Source organism: Candidatus Eisenbacteria bacterium, assembly GCA_018831195.1.
Lineage (GTDB): Bacteria > Eisenbacteria > RBG-16-71-46 > CAIMUX01 > JAHJDP01 > JAHJDP01.
Map to the genome: position 1 here is coordinate 32,451 of JAHJDP010000012.1, position 22,102 is coordinate 54,552.

Consider the following 22,102-nt stretch of genomic DNA (forward strand, 5'->3'; position numbering starts at 1 on the left):
GCTCATCCCCCCCATCCGGTCCCAGGCGCGCCGCCGGGCCTGAAGAAGAGGGTTATCCCCATTCGCAGACCTGTGAGTTTACCCCCGTTATCCAAGGTTCCCCACGTCGGCTCACATTCGAGCGAGAGGGCCGTGGTGGCGTTGAACCGCCGGACCCACTCCAAGCTCAAGGCCCAAGAATAGCCGCCATTGCGGCCGGTGGGGGCATCGGGGCTGGATACCAGATCCAGATCGACCCGGCCGAGCCAGGTGTTGAAATCCCGCAGGAGACCCAGGTTCAAGACCCAGAGATTTCCGGCCTCTATGGGGAGAAGACCGCCGGGCAGGGGCTCACTTTCCGCCGCGGCGTAGGCCCGCATTCCCAATCCGCCGTAAATCCGGTTCCGCCGCCATGGGGATTCGCCCCGCACCGAGAGGTCCAGCCGGCCCTTTGTCGTGAGGATCGTCCGGTTGTTAAGCCGGACATGCCCGCCGGTTGTCCAGGAGAGATCGGTGCGAAGGTCGGCATCACCCGTCCGCATCTGAAATCCGCCTGCGAACCGGATGTCGCTCACCGGTTCAAAATCTCCATGGAAGCCGGACGCATACGCCCCCCGCCGGGTCATGAGGAGCCCGGCGGTCACCGCCCCCACCGGAAGAGCGTAACCATAGATCGTTCCCAGGCGCAGTTCGAGACCCTTCCCATAGACCGGCACATCCCATCGGAGAACCGGTTCGGCCAGCAGGGTCGCCAGAAGATTCTCCTCTGCGGTCAGGGCGGGAGAGTCCATGGGGGTGTCCAGACCACCGAAGAGATGGAGTCCCTCTGGACCGGGCTGCCAATCACATTCGAACCGGACAGAGGAGAGGCCGGAGAGATCGCCATCCGCCCTCTTGCTGAGCGAGGAGGAGGAGTAGGATGAGTTGATCCACGTTTCAAGCGTGGGGTGCGGCAGGAGATGGATCCAAAAGGGGATGAGATTTTGCCGAAGCTCGGCCTCCCCGTCACCACCCGCGAGATGCCATTGGCGGGTCTCATAAGAGAGGGCCGCTTCGGCCGGCATCGCCCGTGCGAGCGTGGGGCACAGAAGAAGGAGGATCAGAAAGAGATGCTTCATGGGATCTGTCCCTCCAGAAGGAAGCGGCCATCATCACCCAGAATTTGAGAGGGCGAGAAGATCTGCCCCGGGAGGGTGGGTGAGGTGGAGCCGGGTAAGCCGGGTGAGAGGGCGCACCGCGCCTGGCGCAGCGCTGAGTCAAGATGAACGTGGTAGCGCGCCAGATTGGAAAACAGCTCCTCTTCCCGGCTCTGGACCTGCGACAGGGGAAGAAGCCATCCCTCGGCGCGCGCGACAAACTCCCATCCCCAATCGCGGTCGCCATATTGCGAGGCGAGGACCGCATAAACCTGCGCGCTCTGGACCGGGTCCTGCCCATCCTCAATAGAAAGCGTCTGGCCCCAGGCCTCCCATGCACTCGCCTCATTGGGGAGGCTCGCTCCCCAAATCCAGTTTTTTGTGGGATCCGATCGGTCCGGCTGGACACCGAGGGCACTGAGAGCGGCCGCCCATTCCTGCTCCCACCGGCCTTCCCTGAGCCAGCCTTCATGCGGTCCGGCCACAACCTCACCCGACGTGGCATCGAGAAGGGCCAGGGACCAGCGGTACCCGCCCTCATCCAAAGCCCGCAGGGTCCCCTCTAGAACCCGCGTCGCACCGGCTCGTTTGGAGGCGGTGGTGATGGCTTCAGGGGTCCAATTCATCGTTTCCCGCGAGAGCCAGGAGCTCAGCGCTTTCTGCAAGGCGACGGCCGTGACCGCGTCGGGCCGGCCGGTCGTTTCCAGCCCCATATCGGTCTGGAACTGAATGAGCGCCTGTCGAAGCGCCTCCTCATCGACTTTTTGAGAGGGTTCAAGGTAGGTCGCGGTGGGATTTTGCACCGATCCCAAGACGGATAGGGTCGCCGCCGCGCCGGCCGGCGTATGGGTCGGAGGGATAACGCCGCGGTGCAGACTGAGAGCCCGCTTATAATTCACCAGTTGGCGGGGGCCGAGGATGACCGGATCGATCGATCCCCTGAGGTACCTCACCATGACATAAGAGAGAGCGCGCGCTACAAAGGTTGTCTGAGGGGAGCCATCGAGCGGTTTTAGGGGCACGACAGCCCAGATCGGCGCCTCCCCGGTCTTATTCTCGCCCATCCCCTGAAAATCGAGTCGCGCCCAGCGGGCGGCGCCCAACCGCCACCATGGTTCCTCCCAGCGCGAGATGAGGGCGCCCTGAACCTTCCAAGCTTCCCACCAGCGTCCCTGAGCCTCCAAAGACCGGGCATTGAGGTAAAGCCACCGGGAGGTGGGGTTTTGCGAAAGGGCCGTCGCCAAGGCCTGATCCGCCTCACTCCATTGCTCTTGCTGGATAAGGTCGCGAACATGATCCGGCGATACCTCCCGGGGCGCCAGCGGTCCCCAGGGAAAGGTCACGGCCAGGAAGAGAAGCAATAGGGCTCCCGTCATCGGGTATCCCCTCCTTCCCGCTCCATCAGACCGGGAGGTCCTGATAGACCCTCTCCAGATAACCCCCTCAGCCGCCGAAGGATTGGAAAGAGGCTCCATAGCAGGGTTGTTCGATCCAAGAGAGAGGGTTGCAGATCATGGAAAACGAAAAATCGCCGCAAGTGATCGATCTGAGTTTCGACCGCGACCGTGAAACCTGGTATGTGGATCTTCAATCGGATGGGCGCCTCGATCTGACCCGGGATTCCCTGTCGCATCTGGTTCGCCTTTATAACAAAATCCATAGGGGTGATCCCCTGTATCTGTTTGATCAGGAGCGGTTGAACCAATTCCACAACTACAATCAGAGACTATCGCGCACCGTTCGGGATCTCTACCATTTCATTGACAAAGATCGCGAAGACCGGCCCCTTCAAAGGATCCGGCGGTGGTCCGCCGCTTTGCTGAACCATTTCTTCCCCGGCCGTCCTGAGGACCGCTGAGCCCTTCTTCTGAGGCCGACACCCGCCGGGCTGAGACCATTGCCCCTCGGGTCAAGGCATCCGCTCAATCGGGATCCACCGACCCTTGAGGATCCACCATTCCCAGGCGTTGCTTCAATCCCCTTAAGGTCTTTGCCACCAGCTCCAGACGGCGGCCCAGGCCCAGCATATAAACGGCGATGGCGGCCCAGAAGAGCGTATAAGCCAGCGCCAGATAGTGGAACTTCGTCATCGCCGCTGCTCCTCTATCAAATCTCTTGATGCTTCCACCAGATCCTCCGTTTCGATCCGCATGATCTCCAGAAGAAACCTTTTAACAAAAAGTGACAGGAAGAGGCAAAGCATCGCAACCGTGCAGACCTGAAGGCTCAGAGACATTGCCGGATGCATTTTCTCAGCCTGCGCAATGAACAGCTTCGGATGCTGTGTCGTCCACCAAAAAACGGAAAAATAGACAATGGGAACGTTTAGGGCGCCCATAATCCCCAAAACGGCGGCATAGCGCCTCATCCTCAGGTCGTCGGCCATGAGGGAACGGAGGATGAGATAAGCGCCGTAAATCAGCCACAAAACCAATGTTGATGAAAGCCTCGCATCCCAAGTCCACCAGGCGCCCCAAGCCGAACGGGCCCAAACCGGGCCTGTGAGAAGAACGAGCGTGGTAAAGAGCCAACCCACCTCCGCCCCCGCGAGGGCCATGGCATCGTACCGCCTCCGGCCCTTCGCCACATACAAAATGCTGCAGACGAGAACAAGCATGAAGCCGAGGAAGCCCATCATGGCGGCGGGAACATGAAAGTAGAAGATCCGCTGCACCTCTTTCATCGTCTTCTCGGCGGGGGCGTAGAGCAAGGCCATATAGAGCGCCACCGGAATCAGGACGATAGCCAGCGCATCCAATACGCGGGAGAGTCTCATCGCTTTGCCGCTAGAGTTCATGCGGGGTCTCCCGGGGCGGATTGTACATATCACTCCTCAAAAACGTACTCGAAAAGAATCAGTCCCAATACGAAAAATATCAGATCGTAGAGCCCCATGAGGCAAAGCCAACCCGAGGCTGAGGCCAGCGGACGGCCGTCAAGGACGAGCGCCATCGAACGGACCGCCGCCAGCAAGAGGGGGATCCACAGCGGATAGAGCATGATGGGGAGCAGAACATCGCGCGCCCTCGATGACCCCGCGATGGCCGATAGAAGCGTCCCTGCTGCGGCAAAGCCGGCCGTCCCGAGGAGGTTGATCAGAAGGATCGGCCCCAAATGCGGCAGCAGGCTGACCTGGAGAAAAATAGAGAAGACGGGGAGGGTGATCAATTCCACGGCCAGCATCAGGATGAGTTGGACCACACACTTGGCGATAAAGACTGAGCTCCGATCCACGGGGCAAAGCATCAACCCGGTTAGGCACCCGTTGTCCCGCTCCCGGCCAAAACTCCGGTTAAGACCCAGCACACCGGCGAAGCTGAAGGCGATCCATAGCATCCCCGGCGCCATGAAAGGCTGCACGGGGCGCGCTCCCATTGCAAATCCGAACAGCACAACGATGAGAATCGAGAAGAAACCGGTACTCTGCAAGGCTTCCCGCGTCCGGATTTCCATGAGAAGTTCTCTGCGGATCAACGCCGCCGTGGCGCGCCCATATCGCTCCAGCCCGCCGCTCATAACGGCCCATCCGACACGGCCAACCGATAGAAGGCGATGAGATCCTCAAGCTTCCCCCCGGGCTCGATGGCGCGTTCGGCTCGCACCCGGCCGCGGTGAAGAAGGATCACGCGATCGACAAGATCGGGTATCCGGTGCCATTCGTGGGTCGCGAGAAGAAGGGTCCCGCCCCCCTCTTGAAATCGCTTGAGAAGTCGCCCCAGACCCTCCGCCGCTTCCGGATCGAGCCCGGTGTGGGGTTCATCCAGAAGTAGAAGGTCGGGTTCGTGCAGGAGCGCCCGGGCCAGACTCAGCCGTTGGACCATGCCTCTGGAATAGGTGCGGACCGGGAGTTCTCCCGCCCATTCCAGACCGATCTCGCGCAACAGCCGGTCGATTCGGGCCCCGGCATCAGGGAGGTCATAGAGCTCTGCTGTGAACCGAAGATTCTCGCGGGCGGAAAGAGGGTCGTAGAGCATTGAATCATGAGAGAGATAACCCAGGCGCCGGCGGAAATGGGGATTTCGTCTTTGATCGCATCCATCGACGGCGATCCGTCCCGCGGTGGGCCGGATCAGACCGGCCAGGATGCGCAGGAGGGTCGACTTGCCGGCCCCGTTGGGACCCACGACCCCGACCGCCTCTCCCGGCCGAATGTGAAAAGTCACATCGGTCAGAACAGGGAGGGGCCCGTATCGTTTACAAACGCCCTCCAGACGCAGACGCATGGCGGCCGATGAGGCATCCGATGACTCGATCATGACGGACTTCATGAACCCCGTTTCCCCTGCGATGCAGGGAATGATTCTTCTCTTCTCCGCGCGAAAGGGGTCATGGCAAAGACAGCGCCGATCCCCATGACCAGACTCCCGATCCAAAAGAACGACACCAGCGGATTCAGAAAAACGCGAACAGAGACTTTACTCCCCTCAGATCCGGCGAAAACGGCATAGATGTCTTCTCTCAGGCGGGAATAGATCGCCACTTCAGATGTCTGTTGTTCACTCTTTTTATACCAATTCTTTTGAGGAAAGAGAATGGCGAGATCTTTGCCGTGCCGGCTTAATAAAAGATTGATCCCAACCTGCTCGACACGACCCAGGCTGTTCTTCTCCATGCCCAGGTAGGTCAATGTATAAGAGCCCAGAGTCGTCGTTTCACCGGGAAGCAGAAAGGCGTCCTTCTCAACTTTGAAAGCATTCCCTGAAAAGCCCAGGAAGACCAGCGCGACGCCGAAGTGTACAATACGTCCTCCATACCGCCTTCTATTGGCGGCAAAGAGCCTCAACAAGGCGACCGGCGCCGATTCCCGCGAACCGCGGCGGCGGTCTCTGGCTCCCCGGAAAATCGACTGAAGCACCGTCATCAAAACAAAGACGCAGAGAGCCTGCGCGGTCAGAGCCCACCCGGAACTGCCGGAGACCGCGGCAACCATGGCGCTCATCCCGGCGGCGAGGACAGGCAGGGCGGCGCCCCGGAGAAGATCGACGAGTCGTGTATTTTGCCCTGGCAGAAACGGCCCGACCCCCGTCATGAAGAGAAGGATGAGTCCCAAGGGGGTCATCATCCGGTTGAAATAAGGCGGCCCCACGGAAATCGACCGGCCGCCGAGCCTCTCCGTGATCATGGGTGATACTGTTCCCCACAGCACGGCAAACGCGGCGAGGAGCAGGACGACATTGGTCAGTAGAAAAAAGGCTTCGCGCGAGAGCAGGTTTTCTATCTGGTGGTCGCTGCGGAGTTTCGATAAGCGCACAAACAGGAGCACGATCGAGAAAATGATAAAGACCACCAGAAACCCCAGAAGGAAATAGCCGATATTCGAGCGGGCGAAGGCATGCACAGACTGGATCACCCCGGACCGCGTAATAAAGGCGCCGAGTATGGTGAGCAGAAACATGGTCATGGCAAGCACTATATTCCAGATCTTTAACATTCCCCGCTGTTCCTGCGCCATGATGGAATGCAGGTAGGCCGTCCCTACAAGCCAGGGAAGCAGCGAGGCGTTTTCGACGGGATCCCAGGCCCAATAGCCGCCCCAGCCGAGTTCCGCATAAGCCCAGCGCCCGCCGATGACGTTTCCAGCGCCGAGAAAGATCCAAGCCAGGAGAGCCCAAAAACGGCTTTTACGAATCCATTCGTCATCCAAGCGCCCGGAGATCAGAGCGCCGACGGCCATCGCATAGGGCACGGCCATGCCGACACAGCCGATATAGAGGCTCGGCGGGTGGATCATCATGGAGGGATGCTGAAGCAGGGGATTCAAACCATGCCCATCGGGCGGAACAAAGCCTGGAATACGCGCGAAAGGATTGGAGACAAAGAGGACAAGACCCAGGAAAAAGACCAGGATCATCAGCAGCGTCGATAGGACGGGAGCGAACCAATCCAGCGGATCCCGCCGATGGCGGATGACCGCACCAACGGTGAAGAACCCCAACAACAGCGCCCAGAAAAGAAGAGAACCCTCCTGTCCGCCCCAGAGGGCGCCGATTTTGTAGAAGAGGGACAAGTCACGATCACTATGGCTGTAGACGTAAGCCCATCGGTAGTCGCCGGCGATGAAAGCCGAAATCAATCCGGCCGCAGAAAGTGTGGTAAAGAATGACGCGGCGGCGGCGCCCCGGCGCGCCCATTCGAGAAGCGCGGGCGCTTTGCGAAGCCCCGCGGCCGCAGAGAGAAGGAATGCTATAGATCCCGCGGCAAAAGCGGCATACAGAGCCCACGATCCCAGCTGCGTCATTCCTGATGACCTCTTGCCGGTTCCTTAGGACTGGATTCTCGACTCAACGGGACTCCGGCGCCGGCGGATGGTCCCCCCCCCGGTTCTCCAAGGCTTCTGGATCCATCTCATATTTGCTGGGACATTTGGCCATAAGAAAATCCGCTACGAATCCGCCATCCGGCAGATAACGCCCTTCCACCGTGACCTCGCCCATATCCCCAAAGGTGTCGGGAACGATGCCGCGGTAAATAACGGGCAGGGTGGATTTGCCGTCGGTCATTTCAAACTTGAGAAAGTTATCGGCAGGCCGTTGTACAATACTGCCGGACACAATCCGGCCCTCAACTCGAAGTCCATCGACGGGGTCCTTATGATTGCGGCCGACAACCTCGTCCACCGTGAGGCTGTAGATCATCGTTCCTTTCAGACCCTGGCCGACCAGGAGCGCAAAGCCACATCCGAGGATGGCGACCGCGATCGATATCCGGACGCGGCGGTTCACTTTCCAGCCCTCGCCTTCAGCTCATCGATAACCGAGCAGGGAACCCGTATCGATCCCACCGGGCCGCTTTGATTCCAGGATGCTCTGTGAAAATCGCTGCCACCCGTCGCGATCAATCCCTTCCGGGCGGCCAGCGCCGCAAAAGCATGAATCTGTTCCTCGGTATGTGAGGGATGGTAAACCTCTATCCCGGTCAGCCCGAGCGGTTCCATGATGGGCAGAACCTTGTCCAGATTATAAAAACCAGGATGAGCCAAGACGGCGCACCCGCCCGAATCGATGATAACCGACATCGCCTCTTCGAGGGTGGCTGTTTCCTTCGGGATGTTCACCGGAGCATCCGTTCCAAGATATTTTGTAAAGGCTTCTTGAAATGATGAAACCTGCCTTCTTTTTAGAAGAGCCTGGGCTACATGGGGGCGGCCGATCGACGAGGTTTCGGGGGCCAAGGAGAAAACCGATTCTACGGTGATCGAGACGCCGAGCTCTTGCAGCCGGCCGACAATCTTTTCTATTCGATGCCGCCGGCGGATTTCCATCTCCTTCAGATAATCGGACAACTGCTCATGGTCGGGATCGATGTAGTAGGCCAGTATGTGCAAATCCCGGCCTTCGAAATTGACGCTCAACTCGACGGCGGGCACGAATCTCAGACCGTGGGCTTCTGCGATCGAGCGCGTTTGCGGCAGGCCCTTCACCGTATCGTGATCCGTCAACGCCACCGCTTCCAACCCCGCTGAGACGCAGGCCAGCACCAATTCCCGTGGTGAAAGCCATCCGTCGGAATAATAAGTATGAAGATGCAGGTCCGCTCCTGCTCGATGACTGCAGGTCACAATGTTCAAGCCTTTTCTCGCGAAGGAGAAGCCGGGGCGTCAGCTCAAGGTCGCCGCCCCCCCGGCCTCCTCCGGAACGGTGTCTTTTCTCTTCGGTGCGGCCGACCGGCCGCCGTTTTCATCTTTGATGCACAGCCGTACGCGGTCGACCCCTGAAATATCTTGAAGGGTTTGTAAAAGCTCCGGTTCCGGCCGAATGGACAAAGACCGGAGACGGATCAGAATCTGATGGCCGTCGCCCTGGTCGACGCGCAGAAAGACGGGAACGGGGCCAGGGTATTGCACCATGGCCCTCCTGAGCTCCTGCAGATCTCCCTCTTCCATCTCTGGATGCACCGCCAGATGGAGCGAAAGCGAATCACTCGAGAATATCTCTTCGAGCGGACTCAGCTCATCAATCGTGATGCGAAGCTCGGCCTCCTCTTCACTTCTGACTTTCCCTCTGATATGTATAGGACGGTCCGAAACGAGATATTCTCCCCAATCTTTATAGGCGTTGGCAAAGCATTGGCACTCGCATGTGCCGCTTCCGTCATCAATCTGAAAGAAGGCGATGGGTTGCCCTTTCTTGTCAATGCGATGTTGAATACCGGTCGCTATACCGCTGATTGTAACCTTCCGGCCCTGGGGCAAACCCTGCATTTGTGAAATCTGCTGAACACCCAGGGCACGGGTCAGATCCCCGAAGGCGTCGAGTGGGTGTCCGGTCAAATAAAAGCCGAGGACCTCTCTTTCACGCCGCAATTTCTCTTCCGGCGACCAATCCTCGACATCGGGCAGGGAAGGCACCCGGCCGCCCACGGCATTTCCATCTCCGAAGAGCGAGCTTTGACCGACTATCCTGTCCTTTCTGAGCCGCGCACCCCATTCCATGGCGATCGGCAGGCCCGCCATGAGTTGCGCCCGATTCGGGGATAGCGCATCCAGACCACCGGCTTGGATGAGACTCTCCATCGCCTTTTTGTTCAAGACGCCGGGATCGACATGTTCGATAAGATGGAAGAGGGATTGGAAGGCCCCTTCCCTCTCACGGGTATGGAGGATCCCTTCCACGGCCCCGTGCCCGACCCCCTTGACCGCTTCCAGACCGAACCAGATCGTTTCCCCCTCCACATGGAACCCCGACCGGCTTTTATGCAGATCGGGGGGACGCACCGTAATCCCCTGCCGGCGGCAATCGGCCAGAAGGATCTTGAGGCGGTCGGAGTTTGACATTTCGCTGGTCATACTGGCCGCCATGAACTCCACCGGATAATGGGCCTTGAGATAGGCGGTTTGGTAGGCGACGAGGGCATACCCGGCGGAGTGGCTCCGGTTAAATCCATACCCGGCGAAATGCGCCATCTGCTCGAAAATTCTTGTGGCCGTGCTGCTGGAGGTTTTTCTTTCAACCGCCTTTTCGACGAAGAAAGCCTTCTGCTCCTCCATGATCTCTTCTTTTTTCTTCGCCATACCGCGGCGGAGCAAATCCGATTCGCCGAGAGAATATCCGGCCAATTCCGATGCGATGCGCATCACCTGTTCCTGGAAGACAATGACGCCGTACGTATCCTTGAGTATCGCCTCCAGTTTGGGATGCTCATACCGGATCTCCTTGCGACCCCGCTTACGCTGAATGAAATCATCGACCATGCCGGAACGAAGAGGGCCGGGCCGGTAGAGGCCGTTCATGGCGATGAGATCTTCCAGGACCTCGGGTTTTAGTTTCCGAAGATTTTCCACCATGCCGGCCGATTCAAATTGAAAAACACCGACGGTATCACCACGTCCCATCAGTTGAAAAACAGCCGGATCCTCAAGAGGGATCCCGTCGATATCAATATCGACGCCCTGATTGTTTCTGATCAGTTCCAGGGCATCCTTGATCACCGTCAAGGTTCGCAGACCCAGCAGATCGATCTTGAGCAGACCGATCCGCTCCGAGGCGCTCATATCAAATTGCGTCGTGACTTCAGCCTCATTCGTTTTGTATAAGGGCACGGTCTCCAACAGGGGTTTGGGGGAAATCACGATCCCGGCTGCATGGGTCGACGCATGCCGGTTGGTGCCTTCCAGCACCCGGGCGATTCGCATGAGCCGGCCCAGCTGGGGATCCGCTTGAGTCGCCTGCGGCAGTTCCGGATTCTGTTCAAAGGCTTTTTCCAATGTCATACCGGGCTCGGCCGGTATCATTTTGGCGAGTTTGTCGACATCGCCGTAGGGGAAACCCAGCACGCGTCCCACATCTCGAATGACAGCCCGGGCCGCCATCGTCCCGAAAGTGATGATCTGGCTGACATTTTTCTCTCCATATCGTTCGACAACATAGCGGATGATGCGCGGCCGGTCCTTGTCGGCGAAATCAATATCGATATCAGGCATCGTGACCCGCTGAGGATTGAGAAAACGCTCGAATATCAGTCCATACTTGAGCGGATCGATATTGGTAATCCTTAAAGTATAAGCCACCAGTGATCCGGCCGCGGAGCCCCGCCCGGGGCCGACGGGGATTCCCTCCCGGCGCGCAAAAGCGATGAAATCATGAACGATGAGGAAGTAACCGGCGTAATCCATCTCCCGGATGACACGGAGCTCGTATTCCAAGCGCTCGAGCACCTCGCCCTCGCAAGCGCCGAAGCGCTCTACCGCCCCCTCGCGGCATAGGTGCGCAAGATACTCCTCCAGATTTTTGAATCCCTCCGGACAGGGGAAATGGGGCAGCTTCAAACGACCGAGTTCCAATTCCAGTGAACAGGATTCCGCGATCCGAAGCGTATTCTCCAAGGCATCGGGGTACGCGCTGAAAAGCTCCTGCATCTCCAGAGGCGATTTGAAATACATCTCGCTGGTTTGAAAGCGGAGGGTCCGGCGCGGGTCATCCAGCGTTTTCCCTGTCTGGATACACAGCAGGACATCATGGGCTTCAGCGTGATCCCGATCCAGATAATGACAATCGTTGGACGCGACCAGGGGAATCTTTAATCGGCGCCCCAGCTCAACCAGCAACGGAATGACCTCTTTTTGCTGCGCCATCCCATGATCCATGAGTTCGAGATAAAAACGGCCGTCAAAGAGTTCGCGATACTCCAGGGCCCGTTGCTCGGCCTCCTCGAGGCGGCCCATCCTGAGCAGAGTATTGACGTCGCCGGCAAGACATCCGCCCAGGGCCACCAAACCCTCCGCATGGGATTTGAGAAGCTCCCGATCGATCCGGGGCTTATAGTAGAAACCCTCAAGGTACGAGAGGCTCGACAGGCACATGAGGTTTTTGTAGCCGGTTTCATTCTGAGCCAGCAGGACAAGGTGACTCGGCCGGCTGCGGCGCGTCTCACTCCGGTCAAAACGTGATCCCGGAGCAACATAGGCTTCCATTCCGATAATCGGCTGGATCCCGTTTTTACACGCCTCTTCATAGAATGAAACCGCACCAAACAAGTTTCCATGATCCGTCATCGCTATCGAGGGCATTCCGAATTCTTTGGCCCTTTGAATGAGATCGGGGATTTTGCTCACCCCGTCCAAGAGGCTGTACATCGTGTGATTGTGCAGATGAACAAATGGTGAAGCCGCCACTTCGGCCCCCCTATCCTTTGTTGCCGGGATAAATCGATTCGGATGTTGTCGGGAGCTCACCGGATCCGCCGTGGCCACCCTCCCCGAGTTTATTGAGGAACGCCACACGATACCAGAGGAAGAGCAGGGTCACAAGAAGCGAAGATCCCACCCCACCCATCCGGCTTCCCCTTCCTGCCTCCGGGTCCCCGGCCTCCATGTCGAACCATCTGTAAAGCAGACACCCTATCTTATTATTAATATTCATGTTACTGGACTTGTTGACAGGCATCTCTCCAGGTCCCTAAACTGCAAAAGATCCTTGACCACAGTGCTAAGGGGGTAATCCCAATGTCCAATAATACCCGGGTGGCAACCCTGGCCCTCATACTGATATTTTTCATCGGGACTCTTCCCCTCGATCTCTTCGCGGCGCGGGCGGAAGAGCCGATGCTGACCATCACAAAAAATACTCTCTACGGAGCGCTGACCGGTTTGGTCTTGGGCGGAACCCTCACGTTGGTGGTCGATGAGGAGAAGCGGGATGACGTGGTCCGATGGGGTGTTGTTATCGGGACCTTCGGCGGATTTGGATTTGGGCTCTACACGGCAAGCCGCGGCGGCGAAGATTATCTGAGCCGCTGGAATCCACAGGAAACGGCGGACGTTTGTACAATACCCGGACCTCTGGCCCTGAGGCTCGATCCGCCCTTGGCTCGATGGACCGGCGCTTCAAACGAATCAACATCCGGAGTTCCAACTTCGGTCTCTGGTAGGAGGATGTGAAATGGCGAAAGCGCGCAAAGCCTCTAAGGCAACCTCCACGGACAAGAGCAAAGCAAAGAAAGCGCCTGCGAAAAAAAACGTTTCTGCGGAGAAGGTGATCCCAATGAAAAAAAAGGCCAAGGCCGCTCCTCCACCCAAGATAAAAAAAGGGGCATCGATGGACGGGAGTCAGCCGACGGTTGATCAATTGAGAGACAAACTCAGGTCGATCGAAGAGGATCACACCCGCCAGGCGGCGGAAACGGAACGCCTCCGGCAGAAAGGGGAACAACTCCTGCATCAATTGGAGGCGGCGCGGGAGACCATCTCCAACCTAAGGGGGCAATTGCACTCCGGCTCCACCACCGACGAATTGGATCTGGAACCGGTTCTCGAGGAAGATGATCTCTTGGATGCCGATGATCCCACCTACGATTTTGACAGCGTCGGTGAAGATTTGCATCTGCTGGAATCACGCCGGCGCGAACTGGACCAAGCCCGACTTGAACAGGAGCTGGAGCAGGAAGGGCAGACATTCTGGAATATCTGCCCCAAATGCGGTGAAGGCCTCGAGGAGTTTGAGTTCGGCGGCATCAAAGCCGATCGGTGCGAGACTTGCGGCGCGACTCTTTTCGAGCGCAGTGAGATTGAGCTGCTGCTCTCTGTTCGGCCGGCCGGAGAGATCCTGAACCGGCTGCAGATGCTGGCCCGTACCTAACCGAACTGTTTTCACAATACCCCTTAGGGCTTTCCATAGCTGGATTTGATGCGTCCCCAGGTAGAGGGTTTGACGGGTGTTATTTGCACATTCCAGGTATACGCGTCGGTACTCCAAACAACCGTTTCGGCTGAGCCCGCGGCAAGGAAATAGCTTCCGGTATGGGTGACAGATCTGAGATCCGCATGGGTGTATGAATTTTGAGCTTCCCAGTCCAGCCCCCCATTGATAGAGATCCAAATCGCGCCGGATGATCCGACGGCGACAAGGGGAGACGTCAATCCCGATTCAACGATATCGTATAGAACCGTGCTGGAATCAGGTGTCGCGACGCGGACCCAATCGGTCCCCGCTCCGGTCGCGCGCAGAATAACGCCCCCCTCGCCCACGGCGATATAATTCCCCAGCCATTCCCTGGCGACGCCATAGAGGTCTGTCGCCACAGGAGAGGCTACCAGCGTCCAAGCCGTGCCGTCCCGGCTCCCCTTGAGGATCGTGCCGTTTTCCCCAACAGCAACAGCATTGAGCGTCCCCTGGGCCAGATCCCATAAAGTCTCCGTGACCGGCGTCGCTTCTTGAACCCATCCCCCCAATTCCCGGGAAGTGGTTCTGACGATGGAGCCATTCACTCCCACCGCGCCGGCGCGCGTCACCGAGCTGGTAAACTCAATCACTCCACGCAAATCAGCCGACAGAAGCATGGGGCGGGTCGACCAGGCATTCCCCGTTGATGTATTCGAGATCAAAAGCGAATCGCCGGATCCCACGGCGATGTAGAGACTCACATCATCGATCCATGCCACATCCCATAGATCTTCACTCTCAAGAGACGTCGCCGCCTCGGAGTAGACCGTGTGAGGCGGAGGACTGAAGAGAATTTTTGGTCCTTCACCCACGACGACGGCGCCGCCGGCAAAACCCGCAACCCCGTTGAGTGTGCCCGCGGAGAGGCCGGTTGAAATAAAAAGAGTAAGGGTTACGGATCCGATCAATCCCAGCTCAACCCGTCCCCTGGATCCCGTTGACCGGTGAACGGATAGTGATTTCATTATTCCTCCTCTTCCTGCTGCGATGGCAGGACCATTTTAACAGAACGGAGGCCGAATCGATAGACATCCATGACTTCGAACTGAATATCTCGAAATGAAAAAACTTCACCCACCTTCGGTATCCGTCCGAATCGTTTGAGGACAAACCCACCAATGGTATCATACCGCTCTTTCGGTAACTGCAATTCCAGTTCTTCGTTTATGTCATCGATATCCGTGAGACCGTCGACAATCCAGGTGCGCGGGGCGATACGCCGGATCCGGCGCACTTCCGCCTCATGTTCATCCATCATCTCGCCCATGATCTCTTCAACAATATCCTCAATCGTGACGATCCCGACGCATGAGCCGAATTCATTGATGACGACGACCATGGGATTCCGGGTTCTTTGCATTTCCAGCAACAGCGACTGGATCGGTTTTGTTTCAGGAACAATCAGGATAGGCCGCATATATTCCTGAACCGAATCGCCTCCCATGGGCTGATAGAGCAGATCGAATATGTTGACGACGCCGACCATTTGATCGATCCGCTGTTCATAGACCGGCATGCGGGTGTACCCGTTGCGGCGCACCTGCTGGCGCCAGGTATCCAGCCCGGAACCACGCTCGAGGGCGACAATCTGTCGGATCGGGATCATCACCTCGCGCGCCACCGTGTCGCTGAAATCGAGGATTGAATGCAGCATCTTTTGTTCGCGCTGCATCGGACCCGCCCCTTCCCGAGCCTCGCGAAGAAGTTTTTTCAACTCCTCCCGGGATAGAACCGAACGGCGTTCAGACCCCTTGATCAGTTTCAAAATTCCATCCACATAGAGTGAAAGCCCCCGAGTGAGAGGGAGAAAAAAGAGATAGATCAGATCCAGGGCCCGGGAGGAGGAGATAAGGAGGCGATCGGGTCTCTGGCGGGCATAGACCTTCGGGACGATCTCGGCGATGACGAGAAGCAGGCTTGTCATACCCAGCGTCGTGACGGCGGTCGAAACCCAACCGGGTCCGAGGGCTCGCTCGACCAGAAATGTCGCCACGACGGCGGCGGTGATGCTGCAGACATTCAACCCCACTAGATTCGTCGCCAGCCGTTCATTTCTGTGAACCAGAATATTCACCGCTCTCCCCGCCGCTCCGCTGCCGCCGTGGTGCTGCCGCCGTAGGACGAACCGGTTGGCCGAAAGAATCGCCATTTCGGTCGCGGAGAAGAAGGCGCTGGCGGCGATCGCCAGGACCAAATAGAGAATAGCGAAGATCACGGAAAAGCTCATGAGGATCCCTCCTCATCCTGAACCGCAACCTCTCCGGTGCCTGGGATCACGAGCCGTACTTTTTGTACCCGGTGACGCCTGACTTCCAAAATGTGAAAAATCATCGACTCATACTTTATGCAGCTTCTCTGGTGGGGAATCCCTCCCTCGAGCTCGCAAAGAAAACCATTGAGAGTGACCGACTCGTTGATGGGGAGGTCGAGCCCCAGGGTTTCATTAATATCCTCCAGACCCGCGCCGCCACGGATGAGATAAACGCCCTCACTCTCCTCCACAATATCGGGGTCCGCCTTCTCATATTCGTCATAGATCTCCCCGACAATTTCCTCGATCAGATCCTCCCGTGTAATGAGCCCCATCGTTTCCCCGAATTCATTGACCACAATCACCATGCCCTTGCGGGATCGCTGGATCTCCCGGAATATCCGGTTGATCTGGGTCGTTTCCGGATAGAAAGAGACGGGCCGGAGCAATCGCTCCAGAGGACGATCCGGGTAGAGGAGAAACTCCTTCACATGCAAAAAGCCGAGGATGTGATCGACATCCTCATGATAAATCGGGATACGGGAATGTCTCGACTTCCGGACCCACTCGGTCAGCTGGCCACGCTCCATATCATCCGGGGCGCAGATCATGTCGATCCGTGGTGTCATCACCTCCTCAGCCGCCGTTCCCGAAAAACCGAGGATATTCTGAACCAGGCGGCTTTCCTGGTCGGTGATTTCCTCACCTGATTCAACCTCGCGAAAGACCTCGCGGACCTCTTTCGGCCCCGCCGCCTTTTCGTTGTGGCGGAGCTCTCCATGGATCCCGAGCAGCCGTAGAAGTCCTCTGGATGTTCCCAGAAAAACAGCGGTCAGCGGATTGAGGATGATGGCCGCGATCCGCAGAGGTATGGCCGATAGGCGTGAAGCCCTGAGAGGGAAGTTGACGGCGATGGTTTTGGGGCTCACCTCCCCGAAGACCAGCACGAGGAATGAGAGGACGACGATCGACCACTCCACCCCGCTTCTTTTGCCGAGGAGCTTAATAAAGAAAGCCGTTCCTACAACAGAAAATGCAACATTGACTATCGTGTTCCCGACGAGCAGCGTCGTCAGGAGCTCACTCGGTTTTTGTAAAAGAGCCCGGGCCCAGCGGGAAGAGATGCCCTTTTCACCGCGGAGTCTGCGGGATTGAATCGAATCTAATGTAAAAAGACCCGCTTCCGCTCCGGAAAAGAAGGCGGATCCCAATAACATAAAAACCATAAAAATCAACTGGCCTGACACGAGTCTGCTGAATCCTCCTCAATCCCACTCATCTCCGCCAGAATACCGGCGAAAAGAGAACAAGTATTGTATAAATTTCGAGCCTTCCCAAGAGCATGCAAACGGTCAATAGGATCTTCCCTAATGCCGGCAACGCCGAATAGGTTTCCGAAGCCCCGACGCTGCCCAATCCCGGGCCGACATTGCCAAGGTTGGCCGCCACCGCTGAGAAGCTGCTGATGAGATCCAATCCCATGACGGCAAGGATTAAAGATGATATCAGGAAAATTCCGAGAAAGAGAACGAAGAACGCCAAAATCTCGTTGACGATCTCATCATTCAGAACCTGGTTCCCAAGTCTCATCGATGTCACCGCATGGGGGCGGAAGATCTTATGAACCGCCGCCCAGCCGAACTTTATCAGAACGACAACCCTCATGACCTTCATCGCCCCCGCCGTCGATCCGGAACACCCTCCAATAAACATCAGGGTGAATAAGATCATCTTTGCAAAGGAGGACCATTGATCGAAATCGGTGGTGACAAACCCCGTCGTCGTGGCGATGGAGACGACCTGAAAAACTGATTCCCGGATACCCCGCCCTATCGAGAGACCCTGGTGGCCGAAGATCAGATCCAGCGCTATGAGGGCGCTGACCAGGCCCAGCATACCGACATAGGCTCTCCATTCCCGATCACCGAACAGGACGCCGGGCTGACGCCGGACGAACGGGCGGTAGAGAGCGAAGTTTGTCCCCGCCAGGACCATAAAGACAATGATGATCGCCTCTATCCAAACGCTATGAAAATCGCCGACGGAGGCCTGGCGTGTTGAAAATCCGCCGGTCGCCATTGTCCCAAAGGTATGGCAGCACGATTCCAACCAGTTCATCCCGGCAATCCGGAGGAGAAGAATCTCCACCGCGGTCAGCAGGGAATAGGCAAGATATAAAAAACGGGCTGTATCCTTGACCCGCGGGGTTACGGCATCCTTGACCGCTCCAGGTATCTCGGATCGGAAAAGATAACGCGCCCCGACCCCGAGATGGGGCAAGACGGCGATGAAGAGAACGATGATCCCCATGCCGCCGAGCCAATGGGTGAAATCACGCCAAAAGAGAATAGACCGGGGCAAACTCTCCACATTGTCCAATATGGAAGATCCGGTCGTTGTAAAACCGCTCATCGTTTCAAAGACAGCATTGATCGGATCGTGAATCGCTCCTGAGAGGATGTAGGGCAGGGCTCCCACCAGCGCCGCCAGAATCCACCCGAGACCCACGACGGCGAATCCTTCTTTCCTATGAAGACCGTCGTGTTCCCGATGTCCCGCAAAAAATAGGGTCCCCCCGAAGAGCAAACAAAATCCGATAGAGATCACAAGCCCATAGATGGCTCGATCCTCATGCAGACCTATCGCCCAAGCGAGCGGCAGAATCATGGTGGCGCCGAGGAAGACGCAGAGCGCTCCCAAAAAGCGGATAACCGATGTGTAATTCATGCTAGAAAAGTTTTTTCGAGGGCTTCGACATTTGCCTCAAAAGCAAAGACAAGGAGTGTCTGCCCCTTATTGATGGTGTCCGTTCCCCGTGGAATAGTAACTTTATCCTCTTCCACAAGAGCAGCGACGATGGTCCCCGCCGGCAACTGGAGATTCCGAATCGGCTGCCCCACGGCGGAGGATTCGGGATGAACCTTAACCTCATAAAGCCCGGCTCCGCCACCATGGAGCTGTGCCAGCGGTACCAGTTGATCGCGGGTGACATGACGGATGATCGTTTGCGCGGTCAGGATTCGCGGGGAGATCGCCTCATCGATATCAAGACGCTCCACGATCGGCATATAATCAGGCCGGTGAGTCAGCACAACGACCTTTGGCACGCCCAGTTCCTTGCAGAGAATCCCGGCGAGGAGATTCACCTCATCCTGCTTTGATAGAGCGGCGAAGAAATCAATCGATTCCACCCTCTCCGAGCGTAGGAGGCTCAAATCCGTACCATCCCCATGCAGGACGGTGGTTTGTCGCAGCAACCGCGACAGCTCGCGGCAGCGCTCTTCATCCCTCTCGATGAGGCGGACTTCGCACCCCTGTTCCTCGAGCATTTGGGCCACCATGAGTCCGACCTCACCACCTCCGACCAGAACAACCTTCCGGCGCCTGGATTGAGATCCGCCCACCGTCTTATCGAACTCCGCCATCGAATCTTTGCGGCCGACGACCATGACCTCATCCCCAACCCGGATCCGTTCCGTCCCTCCGGGAATGATGACATTGTGATCCCGGTTTATCGCTGTAATCAATAAATCCACCGGGATTTGAAGATCTTTGATCTTCTTCCCGCTGATGGGTGATTCCGGGAGAATGCGGATCTGGCGGACCTGCAGCTCACCCTCAACCAGGTGTTCAATCGCTACCATTCCTGGAGATTTGAGTGACTTTGTGATCTCCAAAGCCGTCAATATCTCGGGGCTTACCACCAGATCGATCCCCATAAGATTGCGGTAAAAGGCGCGGGTTCCCTCGAGGTAGATCGGGTCCCCGACGCGGGCCACGGTGCTTCTCGCGCCCAGTTCCTTGGCGCCCAAACAGGCTAACATATTGATTTCGTCTGAGTTAGTAACTGCTACAAAGAGGTCGCTTCCACCCGCCCCGATCTTGCGCAGCGCGGTCACACCAGCCCCGTGGCCTACAAAAGTCTCTACATCGAGAGCCTCCTGGAACCGGACCAGGGCCTCGGACTTCATATCGACAACGGTGATCTCATGTGAACGGCGGGACAAGACTGAGGCCAAATGGAATCCTACCTCGCCTCCCCCGACAACGATAACCTTCATAGAATAAGATTCCTTCCTTCTCTGCCCTGGGCCAGTCTAGGGGGGGGCGAGGCAAGGGGTCAAGATAGGCTCCATCCCACCCCAAAGAATCTTGGTGATGACTTGTAGCCCTGCCCCATGACGTGCTAGTCTCTGCATTTGTGCTCATCGAGATTACCCTGTGCAATCAGGGCGTTGGGGAGGTATCTGTATTATGGGGACAATGTCCGCACTTCGGAACAATACGAAGCCAATTATTTGGTTTACGGCCGTCGCATTTGTCATCGGTTTCATTCTCATTATGGGATCCGATATCTTTTCGGGACCCAGCGGTAACCGGACGGCACTCTTTATGGCGAAGGTCAATGGCGATCCCATTACGATTGAAGCATGGGAACAGGCTTTGCAGGAAGCCCGGACGAACTACCGGGATCAGAGGGGCACCAATCCTGACTCCGGTGACGAACTCCGCCTTCGAAATCAAACCTGGGAAGGTTTGATCCAAGATCTTCTCGTCCGCCAGGAAGCGGCTCGGATGAAGATCAAGGTCTCAGATAGTGAACTCGCCTATGCCATCCGAAACCAACCCCTTCCCGATTTCTTTCAGCATCCCAGTTTTCAGACAAATGGGAGGTTTGACCTAAGTAAATACCAGGCCTTTCTGGGCAGCCCCAATTTCGATCCCCTCCCCCTAGAGAACCTCTATCGCCGGACGATCCCCCTGCAGAAAGTGCAGGAGCGGATCATGCTCAGCGTTCGAGTCAGCGATGAAGAGTTATGGGAATCCTTCCGCCGGCGGGATGAAAAAGTCCGTTTTGAGCTGGTGCATTATACTATGGGAAGGATCAATGTGCCCGAGGCGGAAAGTGGTGTGGATGACGCGGTTCTGCGCAAGTTCGCCGAAGAGCATCCGGACCGGTTCGAGATTCCCGAGCAGGCGGAACTCCGTTTTGTGAAGATCGACAAAGTCTACAGCCGCGATGACAGTCTCGAGGCGTATGAGCACATCACGAATGCGCGCGATGAGATCAAGGATGGCGAAGATTACGGGATCCTTATCGACGCCTACTCTGAAGCGCCACCCAGCCGCCGCGGTGGTGACACCGGGATTTTCATGCAGCAGTCGCAGTTTACCCCGCCGGTTCTCGGCGACTCGATCTTCGCCATGGGTATTGGTGAAATCAGTGGGATTATAAAGGCCGTCGATGGGTTCCATATCGTCAGAGTCGACAGCATCAAAACCGAGGAAGGGATCGAGAAACGCAAGGTCGGCGAGATCTTCGTTCCGTTGCGCCCCTCCTATGACACCTTTGTCGAAATCCGGGATCGGATCCTCGCCTTTGCCGATAGTGCCAAGGCCGTCGGTTTCAACCAGGCGGCCGAAGCCATGGGGCTGGCGCCCGATTCGACCGGTCTATTCCCAAAAGACGGTTTCCCACGGAAAATCGGCCGGATTCAGGACGCCATCGATTTTGCTTTCTCCGGCGCCGTCAAGGAACTCAGCCGGCCGCTGGAAACGGCGGAGGCCTGGTATATCTTCCAGCTGGCTCAACACGATGTGCGTCATACTCCAGATTTTGAAGAGATCCGGGACCGTGTCCGCCTTCAGTGGATTCAGGATCGCCGCCTTGAGATCGCCAAGCAGAAAGCCCAGGCCCTGGCCGCCAGTCTCTCCCCTGGAAAAAGCCTAAAAGAGGCGGCGGAAGCCGACTCTTTGGCCGATTATCAGGAAGTCGGCCCGATCGCCCGCACCGGCTTCATCTCCGGAGTGGGATCGGATCCCGTTCTCATGGGCACCATCTTCGCCAGTGACACAACCGATGTGCCGCGGGCGCTGGGAACCGAGCGGGGCGGCTTTGTTATAAAGATTTTGGAGAAGACAAGCGCCCACCGGGATGTCTTCGAGAAAGATTTAGAGAATCTCAGGTCTCGGGCGCTCCAACAGCGGAGAAACGAGGTCCTCACGGCATGGTTGGAAGATTTGCGGGAAAAGGCCGATATCGAAGACAACCGAAGGTTCCTGTTCTCCAACTGAAGTCC

Annotated in this window: 20 protein-coding genes; 4 read left to right on the forward strand and 16 right to left on the reverse strand. The window is 57.2% G+C overall.

Translation table 11 applies throughout. The features are described 5' to 3' along the window. Nucleotides 1-2: 2 nt before the first annotated feature. Both KJ970_01585 and KJ970_01590 read right to left on the reverse strand, forming a co-directional pair. Entirely contained in the window at nt 3-1,097 is a 1,095-nt protein-coding gene (locus KJ970_01585; protein MBU2689595.1) for a hypothetical protein, read from the reverse strand. Further along, nucleotides 1,094-2,491: a peptidoglycan-binding protein gene (locus tag KJ970_01590; protein ID MBU2689596.1), complete on the reverse strand. Its 1,398-nt coding sequence runs from the start codon at nt 2,489-2,491 to the stop codon at nt 1,094-1,096. The genes KJ970_01585 and KJ970_01590 overlap by 4 nt, the downstream gene beginning before the upstream one ends. Before the next feature lie 137 nt (nt 2,492-2,628). On the opposite strand from KJ970_01590, the gene KJ970_01595 reads away from it, so the two are divergent. Beyond that, complete coding sequence (locus KJ970_01595) at nt 2,629-2,973, forward strand: hypothetical protein (protein ID MBU2689597.1); 345 nt, start codon at nt 2,629-2,631, stop codon at nt 2,971-2,973. A gap of 64 nt (nt 2,974-3,037) precedes the next feature. Here the strand turns inward: KJ970_01595 and KJ970_01600 are convergent, their stop codons facing one another. From KJ970_01600 to KJ970_01640, 9 genes are read right to left on the reverse strand one after another with little or no spacing between them, the layout of a single operon-like run. Continuing rightward, complete coding sequence (locus KJ970_01600; protein MBU2689598.1) at nt 3,038-3,205, reverse strand: hypothetical protein; 168 nt, start codon at nt 3,203-3,205, stop codon at nt 3,038-3,040. Further along, complete coding sequence (ccsA, locus tag KJ970_01605) at nt 3,202-3,912, reverse strand: cytochrome c biogenesis protein CcsA (GenBank protein ID MBU2689599.1); 711 nt, start codon at nt 3,910-3,912, stop codon at nt 3,202-3,204. Before ccsA ends, KJ970_01600 begins: the two co-directional genes overlap by 4 nt. Nucleotides 3,913-3,941: 29 nt before the next feature. Further along, a complete protein-coding gene (locus KJ970_01610; GenBank protein ID MBU2689600.1) occupies nt 3,942-4,631 on the reverse strand; it encodes a heme exporter protein CcmB in 690 nt (229 codons plus the stop codon). Beyond that, nucleotides 4,628-5,383, reverse strand: coding sequence for a heme ABC exporter ATP-binding protein CcmA (gene ccmA, locus KJ970_01615; protein MBU2689601.1), 756 nt, complete (start codon nt 5,381-5,383; stop codon nt 4,628-4,630). The genes KJ970_01610 and ccmA overlap by 4 nt, the downstream gene beginning before the upstream one ends. Further along, entirely contained in the window at nt 5,380-7,353 is a 1,974-nt protein-coding gene (locus tag KJ970_01620; GenBank protein MBU2689602.1) for a heme lyase CcmF/NrfE family subunit, read from the reverse strand. Before KJ970_01620 ends, ccmA begins: the two co-directional genes overlap by 4 nt. 43 nt (nt 7,354-7,396) lie before the next feature. After that, nucleotides 7,397-7,837 carry a cytochrome c maturation protein CcmE gene (locus KJ970_01625; GenBank protein ID MBU2689603.1) on the reverse strand — a complete coding sequence of 147 codons (441 nt, stop codon included), beginning with the start codon at nt 7,835-7,837 and terminating at the stop codon, nt 7,397-7,399. Continuing rightward, nucleotides 7,834-8,673, reverse strand: a complete 840-nt coding sequence (locus tag KJ970_01630; GenBank protein ID MBU2689604.1) for a PHP domain-containing protein — start codon at nt 8,671-8,673, stop codon at nt 7,834-7,836. Before KJ970_01630 ends, KJ970_01625 begins: the two co-directional genes overlap by 4 nt. A gap of 39 nt (nt 8,674-8,712) precedes the next feature. After that, nucleotides 8,713-12,186, reverse strand: coding sequence for a DNA polymerase III subunit alpha (locus tag KJ970_01635; GenBank protein MBU2689605.1), 3,474 nt, complete (start codon nt 12,184-12,186; stop codon nt 8,713-8,715). A 49-nt stretch (nt 12,187-12,235) separates the two neighbouring features. Next, on the reverse strand, nt 12,236-12,496 hold the full coding sequence (locus tag KJ970_01640; GenBank protein MBU2689606.1) for a hypothetical protein: 261 nt from the start codon (nt 12,494-12,496) through the stop codon (nt 12,236-12,238). Between the two features lie 59 nt (nt 12,497-12,555). On the opposite strand from KJ970_01640, the gene KJ970_01645 reads away from it, so the two are divergent. Together KJ970_01645 and KJ970_01650 are read left to right on the forward strand one after the other, a co-directional pair. Next, a complete protein-coding gene (locus tag KJ970_01645) occupies nt 12,556-12,990 on the forward strand; it encodes a hypothetical protein (GenBank protein ID MBU2689607.1) in 435 nt (144 codons plus the stop codon). Between the two features lie 103 nt (nt 12,991-13,093). Then, nucleotides 13,094-13,687 carry a zf-TFIIB domain-containing protein gene (locus KJ970_01650; protein MBU2689608.1) on the forward strand — a complete coding sequence of 198 codons (594 nt, stop codon included), beginning with the start codon at nt 13,094-13,096 and terminating at the stop codon, nt 13,685-13,687. A 23-nt stretch (nt 13,688-13,710) separates the two neighbouring features. Here KJ970_01650 and KJ970_01655 read toward each other — a convergent pair whose 3' ends face one another. Genes KJ970_01655 through trkA form a run of 5 tightly spaced genes read right to left on the reverse strand, consistent with a single transcriptional unit; the run spans nt 13,711 to nt 20,083 of the window. Beyond that, entirely contained in the window at nt 13,711-14,736 is a 1,026-nt protein-coding gene (locus tag KJ970_01655; protein MBU2689609.1) for a hypothetical protein, read from the reverse strand. Next, the gene (locus tag KJ970_01660; protein MBU2689610.1) at nt 14,736-15,998 is read right to left on the reverse strand and encodes a hemolysin family protein; all 1,263 of its coding nucleotides are present in this window, start codon (nt 15,996-15,998) and stop codon (nt 14,736-14,738) included. The genes KJ970_01655 and KJ970_01660 overlap by 1 nt, the downstream gene beginning before the upstream one ends. Next, nucleotides 15,995-17,239, reverse strand: a complete 1,245-nt coding sequence (locus KJ970_01665) for a hemolysin family protein (GenBank protein ID MBU2689611.1) — start codon at nt 17,237-17,239, stop codon at nt 15,995-15,997. The genes KJ970_01660 and KJ970_01665 overlap by 4 nt, the downstream gene beginning before the upstream one ends. Before the next feature lie 58 nt (nt 17,240-17,297). Next, nucleotides 17,298-18,749 carry a TrkH family potassium uptake protein gene (locus KJ970_01670; GenBank protein MBU2689612.1) on the reverse strand — a complete coding sequence of 484 codons (1,452 nt, stop codon included), beginning with the start codon at nt 18,747-18,749 and terminating at the stop codon, nt 17,298-17,300. Next, nucleotides 18,746-20,083 (reverse strand): Trk system potassium transporter TrkA, encoded by a 1,338-nt coding sequence (trkA, locus tag KJ970_01675; GenBank protein MBU2689613.1) that lies wholly within the window; start codon nt 20,081-20,083, stop codon nt 18,746-18,748. The genes KJ970_01670 and trkA overlap by 4 nt, the downstream gene beginning before the upstream one ends. A gap of 193 nt (nt 20,084-20,276) precedes the next feature. On the opposite strand from trkA, the gene KJ970_01680 reads away from it, so the two are divergent. Next, nucleotides 20,277-22,097 carry a SurA N-terminal domain-containing protein gene (locus KJ970_01680; GenBank protein MBU2689614.1) on the forward strand — a complete coding sequence of 607 codons (1,821 nt, stop codon included), beginning with the start codon at nt 20,277-20,279 and terminating at the stop codon, nt 22,095-22,097. The last annotated feature ends 5 nt before the right edge of the window (nt 22,098-22,102 follow it).